This window comes from Chryseobacterium sp. CS3K3.1 (assembly GCF_059515165.1).
The window spans coordinates 78,442-97,387 of the sequence record NZ_JCAKRV010000013.1; the positions used below are offsets into that span (position 1 = coordinate 78,442).

Genomic DNA, 18,946 nt, shown 5'->3' on the forward strand with positions numbered 1-18,946 from the left:
AAAAATTTTAAATTATTTTAAAATTACAGAGGTATTTGAAGGGTACCTTTTTGAAACATCGCTTTCCTGATAAAGATTTTAAGTAAATACTGATGTTTTCCGGTCTATAGGAGAAATTTTAAGGACCGGAATCTGGATTAATGTGATTTTTGACCGTAAATTACCAATTCATGCCAAAATAAACTCAAAAGAAGCAATAGCATCAGATGTCAAAAACGATCTGGAGCTCCCTTAAATACAATCTGGGTAAACGGTACAATGAAATATTGTTATGCGATAAATTTAAATTAAAAAACTTAAATGCTGGTAGTTTTATCTAAAATAAATTATTATTCTGAAATTAATTTTAATGATAAATAGATTTAAGATCATATTTTGTATTTCACTAAATAAAAAAGCTGCCCGAATGAGCAGCTTATTGTTTGAACTTTATTTTTCTACTTTTTAATAAATTGTTTTGTAAATCCTGCGATTTGGATGATGTAAGTTCCATTGGTTAGTTTATTGACATTAACCGTTCCGCTTTCCAGGTTTCCTCCACTTACAAGCCTGCCGGACATGTCGTAGATTTTATATTCCTCATTACTGGTATTGGTAAGGGTAAGAATATTTTTTACAGGATTGGGATACAGTTTGATTTCTGTAGAGGATGGAGCAGCATCTTCATTAGAATTTTTTACAGAAATATTGGCATTATTGATATCAAAGAAAATATGATGGCTTCCTTTGATCATTATTCTTCCGGAGTTGGTTAAAGTATCAGGAATTGTAATACTCTCCGAACCGTCATTAGGAGTTCCGGTCATAAGTATCGTCCATGTGCTGCCGTTATCTGTTGACCAGAGGATATCTACATTGGCGGTATTCACACCATTTGCTGTAGTGCCTGCTACATCCCATGTAACCGTTTGTGAGCTTCCTTTTACATAAGAAACAGCTGTGTTTTGTGAGGTTATCATAAATGGTCCGGCTGCCGGATCAACAGTGAGTTTTGTATCATTGGAATTATTGGCTCCGCCTCCGGCTTTATTATCACGGACGGTAAGTCTGAAATTTAAAGCTCTGGCTACAGAAGGAAGTGCCTCAACATCTATTTCTGTTCCGGCGGTTTTGAGAGAACCAGCCAGAATGGAAGACATTGTCGGAAAATATCTAACCGGAGAAGCTGAAGGCGTCCATGATCTGAATATAGGTCCCGGGTTTTTTGATTCCTGCGCTGCAGAATTAGCTCCTGTTTCAGAAGAAGTTCCTTTATCCATCTCTTCCCAGATATAGGTAAGCTGGTCTCCATCAGCATCAGTTCCTGATCCGGTAAGCATAAAAGGAGTGCTTTTAGGAATAATATAATCAGGACCTGCATTGGCTGTAGGAATTGAGTTACCGGTACTGGTATTCACAGAACAGGTTTTTGCTTTGATATTATTGGTGATCTGTTCAATGCTTATGGCATGAAAAAACGGATCAGAGTTATTCTGAACATCATAACTGGTGACACCGGCATAGCCCATAATGGTAGATCCTGAACCTGGTTCTACAGATTTTAAATCCGGTTCAACACGATAAGAAGATGTATGATTTCCGCCGAACTGATGTCCCATTTCATGAGCTACAAAATCTATATCAAAAGTGTCTCCCGAAGGATTACCGTTTGCCGGAGAAGTATATCCGCTTCCCTTATAGCTGCTTGGGTAGGTTATACCCTGACTTTGGTAAGTAGACATGTCGTTATCACAAATACATCCTATACATCCTGCATTGCCGCCGCCACCGTCTCTGCCAAAAAGGTGTCCTATGTCAAAATTATTATTTCCGATAGTAGAACTCAGATTGTTCATCAGCTCCAGATTCCAGTTCTTCATTTGTGAAGAGGAAGAATAAGGGTCTGTAGCAGCATTGGTATAAATTAGATCATCATTATTGGCAATCAGGACCATTCTTGCAGCGAAATCGTTTTCAAAAATACCATTCACGCGGGTCATGGTATTATTCATGGCTGCTAAAGCCTGAGCTTTTGTTCCTCCGAAATAAGAAGTATATTCTCCTGTGCAGGAAAGTGCAAGTCTGAACGTTCTTAATGTAGCATCATCCGCATTTTTATGGGTTACGGCATTTAAATTACCTTTTTGAGCAGCATCAGAAACTGTACATTCGAGTTTATTGAAATGGTCTTTTCTGTCAGATTTTTTATAAATAATATAAGTGGAAAGATCTTTGGTATAGGGCTGAATAAAAACAGCAGATTGATCTCTGTAGATTTCCATAGAAGATAATCCTAAAGGAGAAATGCTGAAATAAACTTTTGAAGCAGGATCTTCGACACCTTTACCGATATAAGATTTGATATCCGGATATTTAGAAGCAAGTTCCGGTTCAAAATTAGAATTTTCCGTTACTTTGAAATGCTCCATTTTTCCTGTTGAATTGGGAAAAGAGATAATGACTTCAGATTTCTCTGTTACTCTTTTCGGAGCCTTTGCCAATACATTTTTTAATCCGCTTATATTCAGATGAAAAAGCTGCGGATCTTCAAAAACGGGAGAGGAGACTTTGATGGAGCTGGAAGTCCATAAACGATCGGTCTGTGCAAAAGAAATACCCGATAATGCGAGCATTCCCGTCATCAATAATTGTTTTTTCACTTACATGTATTTTCGGCAAAAATAGTAAAAAAACTTACTGAAAATGTATTCTTTATATGAATTTTTTATCGCATATACCGATACGAAGAGGTGATAAAGTGAGAGATTGTTTAAAATTTTAAAAAAAGAAAAACCGTTCTGTGCAGAACGGTTTTTCACATCGCTTAATTTTAAAAAGTCTATTCGTTACTAATTTTTAATAAATCTCTTAGAAGATTCTCCAATTTGAATCATATAAGCTCCTTTGATAAGGTTGCTTACATTCACAGAACCTCTTTGAAGTTTTCCTGAGTCAATTAGTTTTCCACCCATATCGAAGATCTTATAATCTTCTGAAGCTGTATTGGAAATATATAGGATATCTCTCACAGGGTTTGGATAAAGCTTCACATCTGTGATCAGATCATTTGTATTATGAAGATCTCCTTTTCCTGAAGAAACAATATTAAGGGTGTAATCTTCCACCTGTCCGTAAGTGAATGCTTCACATGAAGAAGTAGGAATTGAGCTGTACTTCATCATTACTCTCATTCTTGTGGATCCAACAGTAGCAGTAGCAGGGATTGTAATAGATCCGGTTACAGGGCTGGTTGTAGAACCTGCTTTTGTCCATGCCAGTTCTCCGCTGTCTGTAAAGTCTCCGTCTCCGTTATAATCAATATAAACTGCGTACGCTTCGCTATATTTTGTAGAAGTCCACACCGGAGTGATGGAAATTGTGTACGCATTTCCTCTTGTAACATTGGTAGAAACTGAAGTGAAGTTTTCGTAACCAGCAGTTCCTGTAGAGGTATTGTTGATAGATCCGAATGTCACATTTCCAATTCTTTCATCTGCTGTATTTGAGGCCGAAGAAGAACAATAAGTAACTGTTCCTCCGGAAAGAGTTGTAACACTTACAGTGTTGCTGGAAACAGAAGCATTTCCTGCCGCATCTTTTGCTTTCACAGAGAAAGAATAGGTAGTTGCCGGTGTAAGTCCTGTTACAGTATATGTAGTAGACGCTGTAGAACCAATTAATGAAGCTCCCTGGTAAACATCGTATCCGGTAACACCAACATTATCTGTAGCTCCAGACCATGAAAGGTTAGTGGTTGTAGCTGTAGTTCCTGAAGCAGCAAGGGTAGGAGCTGTAGGAGCAACCGTGTCAGGAGTTCCGGAACCTGCATTTACAGAGATATTAGCATTGTTAACATCAAAGAAAATGTGGTTTGATCCTTTTACCATAATTCTTCCTGTTGTTGTATTGGCATTAGGAATAGTTACTGCCTGTGAGCCATCATTCGGAGTTCCTGCCAATAGAGTAGTCCAAGTATTTCCGCTGTCTGTAGACCAAAGGATATCTACATTGGCAGCATTTACTCCGTTAGCTGTAGTTCCTGCTACATTCCATGTTACTGTTTGAGAACTTCCTCCGGCGTAAGTTGTTGCAGAGTTTTGTGAAGTGATATTGAATGGTCCGGCAGTTCCGTTAACAGTGATAACAGCATCATCGGAATTATTTCCTGAGCCTCCTGCTTTGTTATCACGAACAGTAAATCTGAAGTTTAATGTTCTGGCAACTGAAGAAAGTGCTTCTACAGTGATTTCAGAACCTGCGGTAGTGGTAGCACCTGCTAAAACAGAAGCCATTCTTGGGAAATATCTTACCGGTGCAGTAGTAGGAGTCCATGATCTGAAGTTAGGTCCTGAAGCTTTTGTAGCACTTGCAGCGGAACTTGCTCCTGTCTGGGAAGAAGAAGCGTTGTCCATTTGTTCCCAGATATAGGTTAAAGAATCTCCGTCAGCATCTGTCCCTGTTCCTGTCAGTACAAATGGAGTTCCTTTTGGAATCGTATAATCTGATCCTGCATTAGCTGTAGGAATTGCATTTCCTGTATTGGTATTGACAGAGCAGGTTTTAGCCTTAATATTATTAGTGATCTGCTGGATGCTTATTGCATGGAAAAATGCATCAGAATGTGGTTGAATATCCTGGCTGGTAATTCCTGCATAACCCATGATTGTTGATCCTGATCCAGGTTCCATATTGGCACCTGTTCCTTCATTACTCATAGAGAAGGTGTGGTTTCCACCGAACTGGTGTCCCATTTCATGAGCCACATAGTCGATATCAAAATTGTCTCCCGAAGGAATAGCATCTGCCGGAGAGGTATATCCGCTTCCTTTTGATCCGTTTGTACAGATACAGCCGATACAGCCTGCATTTCCTCCGCCTCCTGAAGCTCCGAACAAGTGACCGATGTCATAATTAGCCTCTCCAATTACAGACGTTAAAGTACTTTGTAGCTGGGAATTCCAGTTGCTCATTCCTGAAGCTGCGGAATATGGGTCTGTAGAAGCATTGGTATAGATGACAGCATCATTATTGGCAATCAGAACCATTCTGGCTGCGAAATCTTTTTCAAAAACACCGTTTACACGGGTCATTGTAGTATTCATTGCCGCTAAAGCCTGAGCTTTTGTTCCCCCAAAATAAGTGGTGTATTCACCTGTGCATGACAGTGCCAGTCTGAATGTTCTCAGTTTGGCATCATCGGCGTTAGGTCTTGCAGCAAGAGAAGAATTGGAAACTCCTTTCTGTGCGGCATCTACCACTGTACATTCAAACTTGTTAAGATCATCTTTTTTGTCAGATTTTCTGTATACTACATACGAAGAAAGATCTTTGGTGTAAGGCTCGATGAAAACAGCCGATTTATCACCATAAATTTCCATGGAAGACAGTCCTAGTGGGGAAACACTGAAATAGACTGTGGAATTAGGATCATCCAGACCTTGTCCTACATAGGATTTGATGTCCGGGTATTTTGCTGCCAGCTCAGGGGCAAAATTGGAATTCTCCCTCACTTTAAAATTTTCCATTCTGCCTTCAGAATTTGGAAAAGAGATAATGAGTTCTGATTTTTCGCCTGCAGCCAGTCTTTTGGGAGCTTTTGCCAGAATGTTTTTCAATCCGTTGATATCCAGGTTGTACACCTTTGGATTGCTGATACCGGTTTTGTTTTCAAAAATCTCTGAGGAAGTTTTTTTTGAACCTTCAGACCAAAGACGGTCAGTCTGTGCGAAAGAAATACCTGAAATAAGAAGCATTCCAATCAGCGTTAATTGTTTTTTCATATTAAATATTAAATTTGATTGTGGAATGTCAAATCTAATAAAAAATATATTACGGAAAACAAAATTTTTTAAGGAATATTTGGACTTTGTGTATAATATATTATGCAATACATTGTATATAATTGAAAAAGCTTATTAATAAAAGAAAAGTAAAAGTTGTAAAATGAATTTTAATTTTAAAAAAATAATATATCGGCTTTTTGTTTGTTAATTTATTAAATTGAGACAATATATTTTATTAATAATTCAATGGTTAGTAAATAAATATTAATAAATCACATTTAGTAAATATGACTGTGCCGCTCTGTATTCTCCCTACAAAAAAAAGCTGTCTCAAAATGAAACAGCTTCTATTATATTAATGCAATGTTTAACTACATTTTATCATCAGCAGTAGGTCCGTAAAGTCCAGGGACTTTGTTTCCGGTTGCTCTTAAATAAACAACCAGCTCGCCTCTGTGATGGTACAAATGATTATAAAGAAAAGCTCTTATCACCTGAACCTTTGGCATAGGAGGGAAAAGCACATTTCCGTCCATTTCCATTTTCCACTCGTTGAAATAGGTATTTTCATCAGAGTTTTCAAGAGCTTTCTGTGCGTTGGCAACATTTTCCTCAAATTTTGCAAGGATATTTTCTGTTTTGGAAATGTCTCCTTTGTCATACCTGTACGTTCCCATATCAAAAACGTCCTGATTGAAAGTGGATTCATACCAGTTGTATACTTCAGCAATGTGAGACGCAAGCTGTCCGGTTGTCCAGTTTTTTTCGGACGGTTTCCAATCCAGTGCGCTGTCGGGGATTGCCTGTAAAATTTTTCTGGTGTTTTCTGCTTCATGCAGAAATTCACCTAAAAGTGCCTGTTTAATCATTTGTATTGGTGTTATTTTTAAAATTATTTTGTAATATCTCTTCCAATGACAAGTCTCTGGATTTCAGACGTTCCTTCTCCAATAGTACAAAGTTTGGAATCTCTATAGAACTTTTCAGCAGGGAAATCTTTTGTATAACCATATCCTCCGAAGATCTGAACTGCATTATTTGAGATTCTTACACAAGCTTCAGAAGCATATAGTTTAGCCATAGCTCCTTCTTTTGTCATTTTTTGTTTTGCATTCTTAAGAGTAGATGCTCTCTGGATAAGAAGTTCAGCAGCATCAATTTCTGTTGCCATATCTGCCAGCATAAAGTTGATTGCCTGGAAATCTGCAATAGGTTTTCCGAACTGATGTCTTTCTTTTGCATATTTCAAAGCAGCTTTATAAGCTCCTCTTGCAGTACCCAGGCTTAATGCAGCAATAGAAATTCTACCGCCATCCAACACTTTCATAGCCTGCTTGAAACCTTCTCCAACTTCGCCTAAACGGTGAGAATCCGGTACACGTACGTTATCAAAAATTAATTCTGCTGTTTCAGAAGCACGCATCCCTAATTTATTTTCTTTTTTTCCGGAAGTAAAACCAGGCATTCCTTTTTCCAAAACAAAGGCTGTAGAATTATTTTTGGCTCCTTTTTCGCCTGTTCTCGTCATTACTACGGCAATATCACCTGAAATAGCGTGGGTGATAAAGTTTTTAGCTCCGTTGATGATCCACTCATCACCATCTTTTACAGCAGTCGTAGACATCCCTCCTGAATCTGAACCTGTGTTGTGCTCAGTCAGTCCCCAAGCTCCGATTACTTTTCCGGAAGCCAGCTGAGGAAGCCATTTGTGTCTTTGTTCTTCATTTCCAAATTCATAAATATGGTTGGTGCAAAGTGAGTTGTGTGCTGCTACAGAAAGACCAATAGAAGGGTCAACCTGAGAAATTTCGTCCAGAATAGTAACATACTCATGATAACCTAATCCGGAACCTCCATATTGTTCAGGAACTACAATTCCCATAAACCCCATCTCACCCAATTGGTGGAATAAGTCTTTTGGAAATGTTTGGCTTTCATCCCATTCCATAATATTCGGTCTGATGTTTTTTTCTGCAAATTCTCTAGCCGTCTCCGCTATCATTTTGATGTTGTCAATAGTCTCAGTATTCATATAATAATAGTTAGTTCCCAAAGATAACCAAATTGATGGAATGCTAAAGAAAAATTATTTTCCCGGTATTATTAACGGTCAATGCGTCTAGTTTTCAATTTTTTATATTTTGAGAATTAATACTTTCTTAATAAAATATTCAGGCTTATTCGTTTTTTATTTCACTATTTTAGTTTCCCAATTTTTAAGGCATGAAAAAAATTCTACTTCCGATCCTTTTAATTTCTTCTTATAGTGCTGCGCAGGCACCTGCCGGGTATTATGATGGAACAGCCGGACTGACGGGATATGCCCTGAAATCAAAGATCCACGATATTATTTCGGAAAAAATGATCAACTGGCATTATAACGATCTTAAAGTATTATATGCCCAGACTGACCTGGATAAATATTATGATCATGATGCTTCCAATACTCAATACCTGCTGGATATCTATTCTGAAATTCCGTCTGGGCCGGATTCTTATGAATATACTACAGATCAATTGGTAGCAGGTGTTGGTGCGGAAGGTTTGGGGTACAACCGGGAACATATGATGCCGCAAAGTACATTCAGTACAAGCTCATCTATCAGTGATTATCCTATGTATTCGGATCTGAATTTTATAATTCCTGTTGATGGATGGATCAACCAGCGAAGAAGCAATTATCCGTATGGAACAGGAAATAGTACCAACCACTATATTTTTTCCAACACGTCAAGGATATCCAATGCAGCGATTCCGAATTATCCCTATACCGGAAGGGTTTATGAGCCTGTTAATGAATTTAAAGGGGATATTGCAAGATCATTGTTGTACTTTGCAGTACGCTATGAAGGAAAGTTAGGTTCGTTCAATACAGCTTATACGACATCTGCCAATCTTACTCCTGCTACAGACCAATGTCCGTTGGACGGAACGGAAGAAAGAGCAGTTGATCTGGCCTATATTGCCATGCTGAAACAGTGGAATACGGCAGATCCTGTTTCACAAAGAGAAATTGACCGAAATAATGCCGTTTATGCCATACAAAAAAACAGAAATCCATTTATTGATCATCCTGAGTGGATTGATATGATCTGGTCCGAAACACCTGATACCATTGCTCCTGCGGCTCCCGGATCACTGGTTTCAACCCAGCAGAATGCTTATTTTGTGAATCTGAGCTGGACGGCTTCTCCTGATACGGATATTTTAGGATACAGGATTTATATGAATGGATCCGCAACGCCTGTTGCCACTACAAAAGGGACTTCCATCAGCATCGATCATCTGAGCCCGTCAACAACCTATACTTTTACGGTGAAAGCTTTTGATAAAGCATACCTGGAATCTCCATTCAGTAATACGGTAACAGCCTCAACAATTGCTTCGGATTCCTATGCCTCGGATCTTATCATTACCAAATATATATCCGGAACAAATACGGAATCTGTGAAAAATAATGCACTGGAAATCGTCAATAAAACAGGACATGAGGTTAATTTAAATAATTACAGAATTAATATTCAGTTTAAAAATAATATATCAGGAGATTTCTATAATGGTGACACTTACGAATTGGAAGGCAAGGTAGGAAACAATGAAACTTTTGTTATCCTGAATCCGAAAGGCACCTTATCATGTTATACTCCCGGCGAGGCAAGATTTGCTACGGCTTCTGATCCTCTGATGTTTGCGGGAGGAAATTATGTGGAACTTGCATATAATAAAACAGTTACAGTGGATGCTATCGGGGTAAAATACACGACCAATAATAACGGGAACGTATCTTTATACAGAAAGAACACCATTAATCAGCCCAATAATACTTTTACTATCAGTGAATGGGATTCTTATCCGTCCAATTACTGTCAGAACCTGGGTGGCACATTGTCTACAGCGGAATTGATTACTGTTAATAATGAATTTACCATCTATCCAAACCCGGTTGATGATCATCTTTATGTGAAGGAAGAAATGGAAAGGGTAAAAACAGCTCAGATTATAGATCTTTCCGGGAAAGTGATTTATACGGAGAAAGATCCGTTTAGAAATAAGAAAAGTATTCCGATGATGGGAATTCCTACAGGAATATATTTCTTAAAGCTTGATGAGAAAGCGCATCAGTTTATTAAAAAGTAAATAACATCAGATTTAAATACTATCAGCTAAACCTAACAGGTTTTAAAAACCTGTTAGGTTTATTTTTATATGGTGTAGAAATAATTCAGGAGATTGCTTCGTTTTACTCGCAAGACTGTCCTAGCCCTGATAGCAGCGGTTACCCCGCAGTAGAAGTGGGAGAGTTGTAGGGTTAAGGAGTTGGAATACGAAGGCGCGAGGAGTATGAGCGGATAGCAGGAACAGCTTCTTATTATAAAAAAAGTATAAAAAAAGTAGAGTTAAAGTCGACACCATAATAAAAGATTGAACATTTTTTTGCTGTTTTGCTATTCAGTAGTTTTATATAACACCTTAAAAACCTTATGTTTACTATATCATTGATATAAGTTGATTCACTAATAATCAATATCTATAAGTGTTTCTGCTTATATTTTTTATATATAAGTAATTATGCTTATATTTGCAGTATGATAGCGGTCATTACCGGTGATATTATAAATTCACAGCATGCGGACACTGAAGTTTGGATTACCAGGCTTAAACATCTTCTCGAAAAATGGGGAAGCGCTCCTCACACATGGGAAATCTACAGAGGAGATGAGTTCCAGTTCAAATGCAGAATTGATGACGTTTTCTGGCGTTTTCTAGCCATAAAATCTCTTATTAAAAGTGTTGAAAATTTAGATGTAAGGATGGCCATAGGTATTGGTGAGGAAAGTTTTTCTTCTGAGAAAATCACTGAATCCAACGGTACTGCCTATGTCAATTCCGGGAGACTGCTTAATGACCTTAAAAGTGACGGGCATACTGTTGCCATCAAAACCTCCAGCGACCCCGTAGACAGAGATCTTAATATTCTGTTGAAATGGTCGTCCAAGGATTTTGATAACTGGACAATGGCTACGGCAGAGATCATTCATGAGATGATTATGAATCAGGATATTACTCAGGAAGATCTTGCTAAGAGATTTGCTATTTCACAGTCTTCGGTAAGCCAGAGACTGAAACGAGCCAACTATGAGCTTATCGTAGAAACCAATCAGTATTTCAGAAAGAAAATCTCAGAATTATAGGCATGATCTTCATCAAACTCATATTGGCACATTTACTCGGAGATTTTATACTTCAGCCAAATTCATGGGTTGCAGATAAGGAGAACCATAAACTGAAAAGTAAGTTTTTATACCTTCATATTCTGATTCACACTATTTTAAGCCTTGTTTTCCTGTGGGATCTTCAGCTTTGGTGGGTCGCTGTATTGGTGGGTATTACTCACTTTATCATTGATGCTTCCAAACTTATATTTCAAAATGTAAAAACTAAGAAAAGATGGTTTTTCATTGATCAGCTGCTGCATGTTTCAGTGATTGCCGGAGTTTCTTTTTATTTCGGGGAATTCAGTTTGGGCTTCGTACAAAATCAGGAATTTTTGAAGGTAATTATGGCGGCGCTGTTCCTGACAACACCTGCTTCTATTTTTATCAAAATCTTATTGTCATCCTGGACACCTGCTCCGGATGGCCCCAACACTATTCAAACCGAATCTTTATCAAGTGCCGGAAAATATATCGGAATTTTAGAACGTCTGCTGGTTTTCACTTTTATCATGGTGAATCATTGGGAAGGCGTAGGTTTCATGGTAGCTGCCAAATCTGTTTTCAGGTTCAGCGACCTTGCACAGGCAAAACAGAGAAAGCTCACAGAGTATGTATTGATAGGTACACTGCTGAGTTTTGGGCTGGCTGTCTTAACAGGAATAATAATAAAATAAATCAATAAATCTAACTACAATTTAGAAAGTAAAATTATGAGTCAAAAGAAAGAAATGTTGTACGAGGGGAAAGCAAAACAGGTATTTGCAACCGATAATCCTGATGAAGTAGTAGTACGTTTCAAAGACGATGCTACAGCATTTAACGCTCAAAAAAGAGGTCAGGTAGACCTTAAAGGGGAAATGAACAACGCAATCACAACCCTTATTTTTGAATACTTAAATGAGAAAGGGATTAAAACTCATTTCATCAAAAAATTAGACGAAAGAGAGCAGCTGGTAAGAAAGGTTTCTATCATTCCTTTGGAAATGGTAGTAAGAAACTACTCTGCAGGAAGTATGGCACAAAGATTAGGAGTAGAAGAAGGAATTAAATCTCCGGTAACGATCTTCGATATCTGCTATAAAAAAGATGAGTTGGGAGATCCGCTTATCAATGATCACCATGCCGTTTTCTTAGGAGCAGCTACTTATGAAGAGCTTGACGAAATGTATGAGTTATCTTCAGATATCAATGATATCCTTATCGATTTGTTTGACAAAATCAATATCATTCTGGTAGATTTCAAAATCGAACTAGGGAAAACTTCAGACGGCGAAATCATTTTGGCAGACGAAATTTCTCCGGATACCTGCAGACTTTGGGATAAAGATACCATGAAGAAATTAGACAAAGACAGATTCAGAAGAGACCTGGGAGAAGTTACTGAGGCTTATGTTGAAATCTACAACCGTCTTAAAAATCTTTTACAGAAATAAGATTTAATTTATTTAAAGATTAAACCATTTAAAAATTAAACAGGCTGTAATCTTTTTAATCATTAAATTTTTTAATCTTTTAATTTAGAAAAAATAGAAATGAAAAGTTTAGACATTCATAAAAGTGAATATTTAAAACAATTTAAAACCCAGACCTACGGAAGAAATCTTTTCAGAACTCAGGAAGAGGAAAGACTGGATGCTCCTAATGAAGAGTGTGGGATCTTCGGATTGTATTCGGATAATGATCTGGATACTTTCTCTCTTTCTCAGTTCGGGCTTTTTGCTTTGCAGCACAGAGGCCAGGAAGCTTGTGGTATTTCCGTTTTAAAGGAAGGAAGAATCACCAACATGAAAGACGAAGGACTGGTTTTAGATGTTTATAAAGACATTCAGGAACCTGAAACTTTTATGGGAAATTCTGCAATTGGTCATACCCGTTATACCACTGCAGGAGATAAGAAGAAATATAACTTCCAGCCATTTTTCGCCAAAAACGAATATGACCAGATTATACTTTCTATAGCACACAATGGTAACCTTACCAATGCGAAAGAATTAAAGGCTGAATTAGAGGCTGAAGGCGTTGTTTTCAGAGCAACTTCCGATTCTGAAGTGATCCTGAGACTGATCCAGAAAAACCTTGATTTAGGTCTTCGTGGAGCGATTAAAGCAACCATGGAAAAGATTGAAGGAGCTTATTCTGTCGTAGGGATGACAAGAAATAAATTCTTTGCCTTCAGAGACTTCAACGGTATCCGCCCGCTGGTGTTGGGAGCTATCGACGAAAAGTCTTATGTGGTGGCGTCAGAATCTGTTGCATTGGATGCTGTGGGCGCTCAGTATGTACGTAATATTCTTCCTGGTGAGATCATTTATACCAATGAAAACGAACCTGGAAAACTTCATTCTTATATGATGGATGAGGCGAAAGGAAAGCAGAGAATCTGCTCTTTTGAATATATTTATTTTGCAAGACCCGACTCTACGCTTGAAGACATCAACGTTTATGAAATCAGAGAAAAATCCGGAGAGAAAATCTGGGAACAGGCTCCTGTAGAAGCTGATCTGGTAATTGGAGTTCCCGATTCCGGTGTTCCTGCTGCTATCGGTTTCTCAAAAGCTTCAGGAATCCCTTTCCGTCCGGTTTTGATCAAAAACAGATATATCGGAAGAAGTTTCATCGTTCCTACACAGGAAATGAGAGAAAGGGTAGTGAACCTTAAACTAAACCCGATCATCTCTGAGATGAAAGGTAAGAGAGTAGTTATTATTGACGATTCTATTGTTCGTGGAACAACATCTAAAAGACTGGTTAAAATTTTAAAAGATGCAGGAGTAAAGGAAATCCACTTCAGAAGTGTTTCCCCGCCAATTATCGCTCCTTGCTACCTTGGAATTGATACTCCGTCCAAAGATGATCTGATTTCTGCCAATATGACTACAGAAGAACTTAAAAATTATCTGGGAGTAGATTCTTTAGAGTTTTTAAGTATTGATAACCTGAAAGATATTTTAGGATCAGCCAACCACTGCTTCGGATGCTTTACAGAAGAATATCCTGTAGGAAAAGGAGAAGAAGTAGATTTATTCAATTAATCTCTTTATTGAAATAATAAAAAAGAACCGGGTGTACAACCTGGTTCTTTTTGTTTTAGAAATGTAGCAAAAGCTTAATATTCCTGTATTATTCAATATACAATGGAGTTTTAATTTTGTAAGATTAAAACTTCAGGATATGAAAAATGCGCTATTCACGGGTATTTTTATTGTATTTACCCAATTTTACAGTTCACAATCTTTTGACAGGCAGGCACACCGAGGAGGAAAATCCCTGTACCCGGAAAATACGATCCCGGCAATGAAGAATGCCCTTAAAATGAATGTGACAACTCTGGAAATGGATCTGGCCATTACAAAAGATAAAAAAGTAATTCTTTCCCATGATGCTTTTCTTTCTCCTGAATTGGTAACAAAACCAGATGGAACCTATATTCCCAAGGATTCGGGGTTTTATTATAAAATTTATGAAATGCCTTATGCAAAGATCAAAACCTTTGATGTAGGATTAAAAAAACTGGAAAACTATCCTGATCAAAAGAAAATGAAGGCTCAGAAACCTCTTTTTTCAGACGTTATTGATGCTTGTGAGGCCTACGCACGCGAATTGAAAAGGCCGTTACCTTATTATAATATAGAAACCAAAACACGTCCTTTCTCAGACAATATCTTCCATCCCGAACCCAAAGAGTTTGTGGATCTGATGATGAAGATCATTATTGAAAAAAAGATTCAGGACAGAGTGATCATTCAGTCTTTTGATCCAAGAACACTGGAAATTCTTCATAAAGAATATCCTGGAATCATGACTGCTTTACTTGTAGAAAGGGTAGATGATAAAAAGCTGGCCCAGCAGCAGGCTTATTTTAAAAATATTCCGGCAGAAAAATTCAGAATGTATCCTGATCATATGAATGGAGTTGCCGGAGATATGAAGTTCCTGAGTTTCACTCCTACGATTTACAGTCCGGAACACAATCTTGTAACGCCTCAATTAGTACAGGAATGCCACTCATTAGGCATGAAAGTAATCCCATGGACTGTGAATACTAAAGAAAGATTAAAGGAATTAAAAGAAATGGGAATAGATGGGGTGATCAGTGATGATCCGAGAATATTTGACTAGAATTTTTTGATATAAATAGCCGGAAGAAAATCTTCCGGCTATTTTATGCGTGCAAGGTTAATGCACTTCGGTTAAAAAATTGGTTCCTAATTAGAATTTGTAGTTAAGACCTAACTGAAATACTCTGTTGTTGTTTTCAGCAGCAGGTCTGCTTTTATCAATTTTTGTCAAGCTATTTACATATCTTGCGCTGATACCGATGTTGGATGTAATATCATATCCTAAACCAAGACCCAATCCGAAATTGAATTTATTGATCTGATCTTTGTCGATATCTTCAGTATTAGAACTTGTAGTGGTTGTAGTAACACCTCCTGTAGTACTTGCTACACTTGTTTCTCCTTTAGTTTTTCCGTTGATGAAATAACTGAATTCAGGTCCGGCTTCAACGTAAAATTTCTCTGTAGGTCTCATCTGAAGCATTAATGGAACTGAAATATAGTTCATTTTTACTCTACCTTCTTCTTTAGTTTTTACATTCGTAACTCCATTATCAGTTTCTGTAGATGAAATTACATCTTTCGCTCCCATTTGGTTGTATAATACCTCTGGCTGTAAGCTGAAATGTTTTGAAAGTGGAATATTAACGAATGCTCCTGCGTGGAAACCTAATTGTTGTGTGTTGATTCCAAACTTTTGCTCACTGAAATAAGCTGAGTTTCCTCCGGCCTTGATTCCGAATCTAATAGGTTGTACATCTTTTTTTAGTGGTGATGCATTGACTGTTTTCGTTTCCGTCTTTGTTTCTGTCTCCTGAGCGAAAGCTAGTGTACCAGCAGTTAATGCTAATCCTAAAAATAACTTCTTCATAATTTTATTTTTTAATTTTACTATTTGTGTGTCGGATATCTCTCAATCAGACTCCAAGTATTTTGCAAATTGCTTGCCAAAGTCGAAAAACGCCTGTTTAAAGGGCTTTTGAGATGGTTTTTGGAAAGATTATTTTAAACCATTTATCCCTTTTTGATGAATAAATATTTTGTATAATGAATGTTTTGTGAAAATAGTTGAAGGCTCATTACACTTTATTATTGATAATTGAAATAATGAAAAAAATTGAACTGGAATTGGCTTTTCCACGAATTAACAGGACTTCCGGGTACTTTTTAAGAATAAAAATAAAAATACCGGACTTTTTAAAGCCCGGCACCAGTTTTGAAAATAATAAATATCTCTATTTAAAACGGTACGCAACTCCTACCTGAAGTGCATTATTTCTTACTTTATCACCGTCGTTGTATTTGTAAACTTCAGTAAGCCCAGCCGTAAATCTTGCGGTTACGCCAAAGTTTTCAGTGAAATAATATCCGGCACCAATACCTAATCCTACATTGAAAAGATTAAAAAGACTTTTTGAAATGTTCTGTGAAATATGTTCCGTACGCTGTACTGTAACTGAATTTCCGGTAGTCTCAATAGTGGTTAAATCTCCTTTTGTTTTTCCTCCCAGCAGATATCCGAATTCAGGTCCCGCTTCTACATAAAGCTGAGGAAGAATATTGTATTGAACCATTACAGGAAGAGAAAGGTAATTTAGTGTTGTCCTGTAATCATAGTGTTGTGTCTTTCTGTAGTTTCCTGAGCTCGTTCTGTAGTTATAGTCTGATTTTGATCCCAGCTGACTGAAAAGAAGTTCCGGCTGGATGCTGAATTTCTCAGCAACAGGAATATTGGCAAATACTCCTGCGTGAAAACCTGCCTTGATCTTTTCATTGTTATCATATTCATAACCATCTCCTCTGGTAAGTGTAGAACCGTTAAAACCTGCTTTAACACCAAAAGTAACAGGAGAAGATTTTGACTGATGTTTTTCCTGTGCTTTCGCGGAAAGGAAACCTGCAATTGCAATTACTGCAAAGAGTTTTTTCATGATTTAAAGTTTAATTTCTTCTTTGCATCAAAATATCTGCCATAAAATGGTAAAGTGATAAAAGTCATAATAAGCGAAAAAGTCAGGCGTAAACTAATAAACCTGACTTTTTCTATTGAAATCAAAATGTATCTTATTGAACAGAAAATATTTTCCGTATTCTGTTGTGTACTCATATTGTCAGCCTGGCTGAAACAGTTCCCGTTAAAGTTTAATGGTAATAGTTAGATTGTAATTCTGACATTCAATTGAATATCAAATGAATCAAAGCATACTCATTGTGAAACATGAACCGTAAGTTGGAAAAATTCCGGATAGAGTACAATCAGTTATTCTACAGGCAAATTTCTTGCCAAAAATATCAGGATAAATAAAAAAGCCGGATTATTGAATCCGGCTGTGTATTGAATAGAAAGTTTGTTGTTAGAATTTATAAGCTAAACCTACCTGGAATACTCCGTTTTTAGCTTTGTCTTCAGATAGATCCGGTCTGTTTTTGGCAACATCCGTTAAACCAGCTACATATCTTGCCGTAATTCCGATATTGTCTGTGAAATAATATCCTGCTCCAAGACCAATTCCGAAGTCAAAACCTTTGAACAGATCTTTAGCATCTGCTGAATTGGAATCAGCTTTCAGTTTTGAGTTAATCAAAAAGCTGAACTGAGGTCCTGCTTCCAGATATAGGTTAGGCAAGGCATTATACTGAAGCATTAAGGGTACAGAAATATAATCCAGATTTACTTTAAGATCATTAGCTCCTTTAATCTTTGCTCCCATTCCGCTGTATAACACTTCCGGCTGGAAAGAAAAGTCCTGAGCCACGGGAATATTAGCAAATAACCCTCCGTAGAATCCCGCTTTTGAATTGAAATCATTCTCGGTAAGAGTTGAAATATTAAGACCTGCTTTCACACCAAATCTAACTGGAGAAGAAGAAGCAGTAGAAGTTGAAGTCTTCTGAGAGAAAGCAAAAGTACCTGCAACAAGCGCAAGGCCTAAAAAAATCTTTTTCATAAGTTTATTTTTTAATAGTTATTAAGTTTTATTTAACATTTCTTTAAGAAACAAACTACGTGCCAAAATCAATTTATATTCTTAATTTTCTACTTAGTATACATTTTTTAAGAATATTTTTTTATCTGCAGTAAAAAAGCCGGATTAAAATTAATCCGGCCTCGTTGTCATTATAAGAACTTAGTAAACTTTAGAATTTGTAGTTTAATCCTATCTGGAATACGCCATTTTTTACAGATCCCTCTCTGTCATAGCCGTAATGATATTTTGTTTTTACAATATCAGATAAGCCTGCGGTATATCTCACATTCACCCCAATATTTTTGGTAAAATAATAACCTGCTCCCAATCCGATTCCAAAATCGAAAGATTGAGTTCCATTTTTAAGAAGACTTGTAGAAGCACTTTTCTTTAATCTGGCATCAATTAAAAAGTTAAATTGCGGGCCTGCCTCTACATACAGATTAGGAAGTGCCTTATATTGGAACATGACAGGAACAGAAAGATATTCTAAATTAAGCTGGGTATTATCATCTCCTTTTCCTTTTGCTCCCGTAGCGCTATATAAAACTTCCGGCTGCACTGAAAAATCCTTAGCTACAGGAATATTGAAAAATACACCACCATAGAATCCTGCTTTTGACTTCATATCCATATTGGAAAGGGTAGAAATGTTCAGACCTGCTTTCAAACCGAATTTGATTTTAGAAGATGTGGATGGAGTAGTAGCTTCAGTAGATGCAGAAGTGCTCTGAGCAAAAGTGAAAGTACCTGCGGTAATGGCCAGGCCTAGAAAAATCTTTTTCATAGATTAGTTTAATTTTTATGTTGTTTAACGTTCGGAAAGCAACAAACAACATACCGTCAACCTTCATGAATAAAGACTTTATGTGTTTTTAACGAATGAAAAAATCAACTATGTGGGATGTATTTATGGTGAATTATTAACTCCCTATTATTTT

At 37.1% G+C, this 18,946-nt stretch carries 14 protein-coding genes; 6 read left to right on the plus strand and 8 right to left on the minus strand.

What is annotated here, in order from left to right; genetic code table 11:
- Nucleotides 1-437: 437 nt before the first annotated feature.
- The 4 genes from AC5YGI_RS13740 to AC5YGI_RS13755 form a co-directional block, all read right to left on the minus strand.
- Entirely contained in the window at nt 438-2,639 is a 2,202-nt protein-coding gene (locus AC5YGI_RS13740) for a zinc-dependent metalloprotease (RefSeq protein ID WP_330746331.1), read from the minus strand.
- Nucleotides 2,640-2,828: 189 nt separating this feature from the next.
- Nucleotides 2,829-5,759 carry a reprolysin-like metallopeptidase gene (locus AC5YGI_RS13745; protein WP_330746332.1) on the minus strand — a complete coding sequence of 977 codons (2,931 nt, stop codon included), beginning with the start codon at nt 5,757-5,759 and terminating at the stop codon, nt 2,829-2,831.
- Between the two features lie 374 nt (nt 5,760-6,133).
- Nucleotides 6,134-6,631 (minus strand): DinB family protein, encoded by a 498-nt coding sequence (locus tag AC5YGI_RS13750; protein WP_330746333.1) that lies wholly within the window; start codon nt 6,629-6,631, stop codon nt 6,134-6,136.
- A gap of 23 nt (nt 6,632-6,654) precedes the next feature.
- Nucleotides 6,655-7,794 (minus strand): acyl-CoA dehydrogenase family protein, encoded by a 1,140-nt coding sequence (locus AC5YGI_RS13755; RefSeq protein ID WP_110008837.1) that lies wholly within the window; start codon nt 7,792-7,794, stop codon nt 6,655-6,657.
- Between the two features lie 191 nt (nt 7,795-7,985).
- Here AC5YGI_RS13755 and AC5YGI_RS13760 point away from each other — a divergent pair, with 191 nt between their 5' ends.
- From AC5YGI_RS13760 to AC5YGI_RS13785, 6 genes are all read left to right on the plus strand, one after another.
- Complete coding sequence (locus AC5YGI_RS13760) at nt 7,986-9,899, plus strand: endonuclease (protein WP_330746334.1); 1,914 nt, start codon at nt 7,986-7,988, stop codon at nt 9,897-9,899.
- Nucleotides 9,900-10,348: 449 nt separating this feature from the next.
- Nucleotides 10,349-10,954 carry a SatD family protein gene (locus AC5YGI_RS13765; protein ID WP_110008839.1) on the plus strand — a complete coding sequence of 202 codons (606 nt, stop codon included), beginning with the start codon at nt 10,349-10,351 and terminating at the stop codon, nt 10,952-10,954.
- 2 nt (nt 10,955-10,956) lie between these two features.
- Complete coding sequence (locus AC5YGI_RS13770) at nt 10,957-11,652, plus strand: DUF3307 domain-containing protein (protein WP_330746335.1); 696 nt, start codon at nt 10,957-10,959, stop codon at nt 11,650-11,652.
- A gap of 36 nt (nt 11,653-11,688) precedes the next feature.
- A complete protein-coding gene (gene purC / locus AC5YGI_RS13775; RefSeq protein ID WP_110008841.1) occupies nt 11,689-12,411 on the plus strand; it encodes a phosphoribosylaminoimidazolesuccinocarboxamide synthase in 723 nt (240 codons plus the stop codon).
- A 99-nt stretch (nt 12,412-12,510) separates the two neighbouring features.
- Nucleotides 12,511-14,010, plus strand: coding sequence for an amidophosphoribosyltransferase (gene purF / locus AC5YGI_RS13780; RefSeq protein ID WP_227942257.1), 1,500 nt, complete (start codon nt 12,511-12,513; stop codon nt 14,008-14,010).
- A gap of 139 nt (nt 14,011-14,149) precedes the next feature.
- Nucleotides 14,150-15,097 (plus strand): glycerophosphodiester phosphodiesterase family protein, encoded by a 948-nt coding sequence (locus AC5YGI_RS13785; RefSeq protein WP_330746336.1) that lies wholly within the window; start codon nt 14,150-14,152, stop codon nt 15,095-15,097.
- A gap of 90 nt (nt 15,098-15,187) precedes the next feature.
- Here AC5YGI_RS13785 and AC5YGI_RS13790 read toward each other — a convergent pair whose 3' ends face one another.
- The 4 genes from AC5YGI_RS13790 to AC5YGI_RS13805 all read right to left on the minus strand — a co-directional run bounded on the left by AC5YGI_RS13790 (nt 15,188) and on the right by AC5YGI_RS13805 (nt 18,792).
- The gene (locus tag AC5YGI_RS13790; RefSeq protein ID WP_114820090.1) at nt 15,188-15,907 is read right to left on the minus strand and encodes a porin family protein; all 720 of its coding nucleotides are present in this window, start codon (nt 15,905-15,907) and stop codon (nt 15,188-15,190) included.
- Nucleotides 15,908-16,271: 364 nt separating this feature from the next.
- A complete protein-coding gene (locus AC5YGI_RS13795; RefSeq protein ID WP_330746337.1) occupies nt 16,272-16,967 on the minus strand; it encodes a porin family protein in 696 nt (231 codons plus the stop codon).
- 423 nt (nt 16,968-17,390) lie between these two features.
- Nucleotides 17,391-17,984 carry a porin family protein gene (locus AC5YGI_RS13800; protein ID WP_137904082.1) on the minus strand — a complete coding sequence of 198 codons (594 nt, stop codon included), beginning with the start codon at nt 17,982-17,984 and terminating at the stop codon, nt 17,391-17,393.
- 190 nt (nt 17,985-18,174) lie between these two features.
- On the minus strand, nt 18,175-18,792 hold the full coding sequence (locus AC5YGI_RS13805; RefSeq protein WP_330746338.1) for a porin family protein: 618 nt from the start codon (nt 18,790-18,792) through the stop codon (nt 18,175-18,177).
- Nucleotides 18,793-18,946 lie beyond the last annotated feature (154 nt).

What these genes read in the sequence shown, in the direction of transcription:
- AC5YGI_RS13755 (WP_110008837.1), bottom strand. Translation starts at nt 7,794, where the DNA reads ATGAATACTGAGACTATTGACAACATCAAAATGATAGCGGAGACGGCT.
- AC5YGI_RS13790 (WP_114820090.1), bottom strand. Translation starts at nt 15,907, where the DNA reads ATGAAGAAGTTATTTTTAGGATTAGCATTAACTGCTGGTACACTAGCT.
- AC5YGI_RS13765 (WP_110008839.1), top strand. Translation starts at nt 10,349, where the DNA reads ATGATAGCGGTCATTACCGGTGATATTATAAATTCACAGCATGCGGAC.
- AC5YGI_RS13795 (WP_330746337.1), bottom strand. Translation starts at nt 16,967, where the DNA reads ATGAAAAAACTCTTTGCAGTAATTGCAATTGCAGGTTTCCTTTCCGCG.
- AC5YGI_RS13760 (WP_330746334.1), top strand. Translation starts at nt 7,986, where the DNA reads ATGAAAAAAATTCTACTTCCGATCCTTTTAATTTCTTCTTATAGTGCT.
- AC5YGI_RS13770 (WP_330746335.1), top strand. Translation starts at nt 10,957, where the DNA reads ATGATCTTCATCAAACTCATATTGGCACATTTACTCGGAGATTTTATA.
- AC5YGI_RS13805 (WP_330746338.1), bottom strand. Translation starts at nt 18,792, where the DNA reads ATGAAAAAGATTTTTCTAGGCCTGGCCATTACCGCAGGTACTTTCACT.
- purC (WP_110008841.1), top strand. Translation starts at nt 11,689, where the DNA reads ATGAGTCAAAAGAAAGAAATGTTGTACGAGGGGAAAGCAAAACAGGTA.
- AC5YGI_RS13785 (WP_330746336.1), top strand. Translation starts at nt 14,150, where the DNA reads ATGAAAAATGCGCTATTCACGGGTATTTTTATTGTATTTACCCAATTT.
- AC5YGI_RS13750 (WP_330746333.1), bottom strand. Translation starts at nt 6,631, where the DNA reads ATGATTAAACAGGCACTTTTAGGTGAATTTCTGCATGAAGCAGAAAAC.
- purF (WP_227942257.1), top strand. Translation starts at nt 12,511, where the DNA reads ATGAAAAGTTTAGACATTCATAAAAGTGAATATTTAAAACAATTTAAA.
- AC5YGI_RS13745 (WP_330746332.1), bottom strand. Translation starts at nt 5,759, where the DNA reads ATGAAAAAACAATTAACGCTGATTGGAATGCTTCTTATTTCAGGTATT.
- AC5YGI_RS13800 (WP_137904082.1), bottom strand. Translation starts at nt 17,984, where the DNA reads ATGAAAAAGATTTTTTTAGGCCTTGCGCTTGTTGCAGGTACTTTTGCT.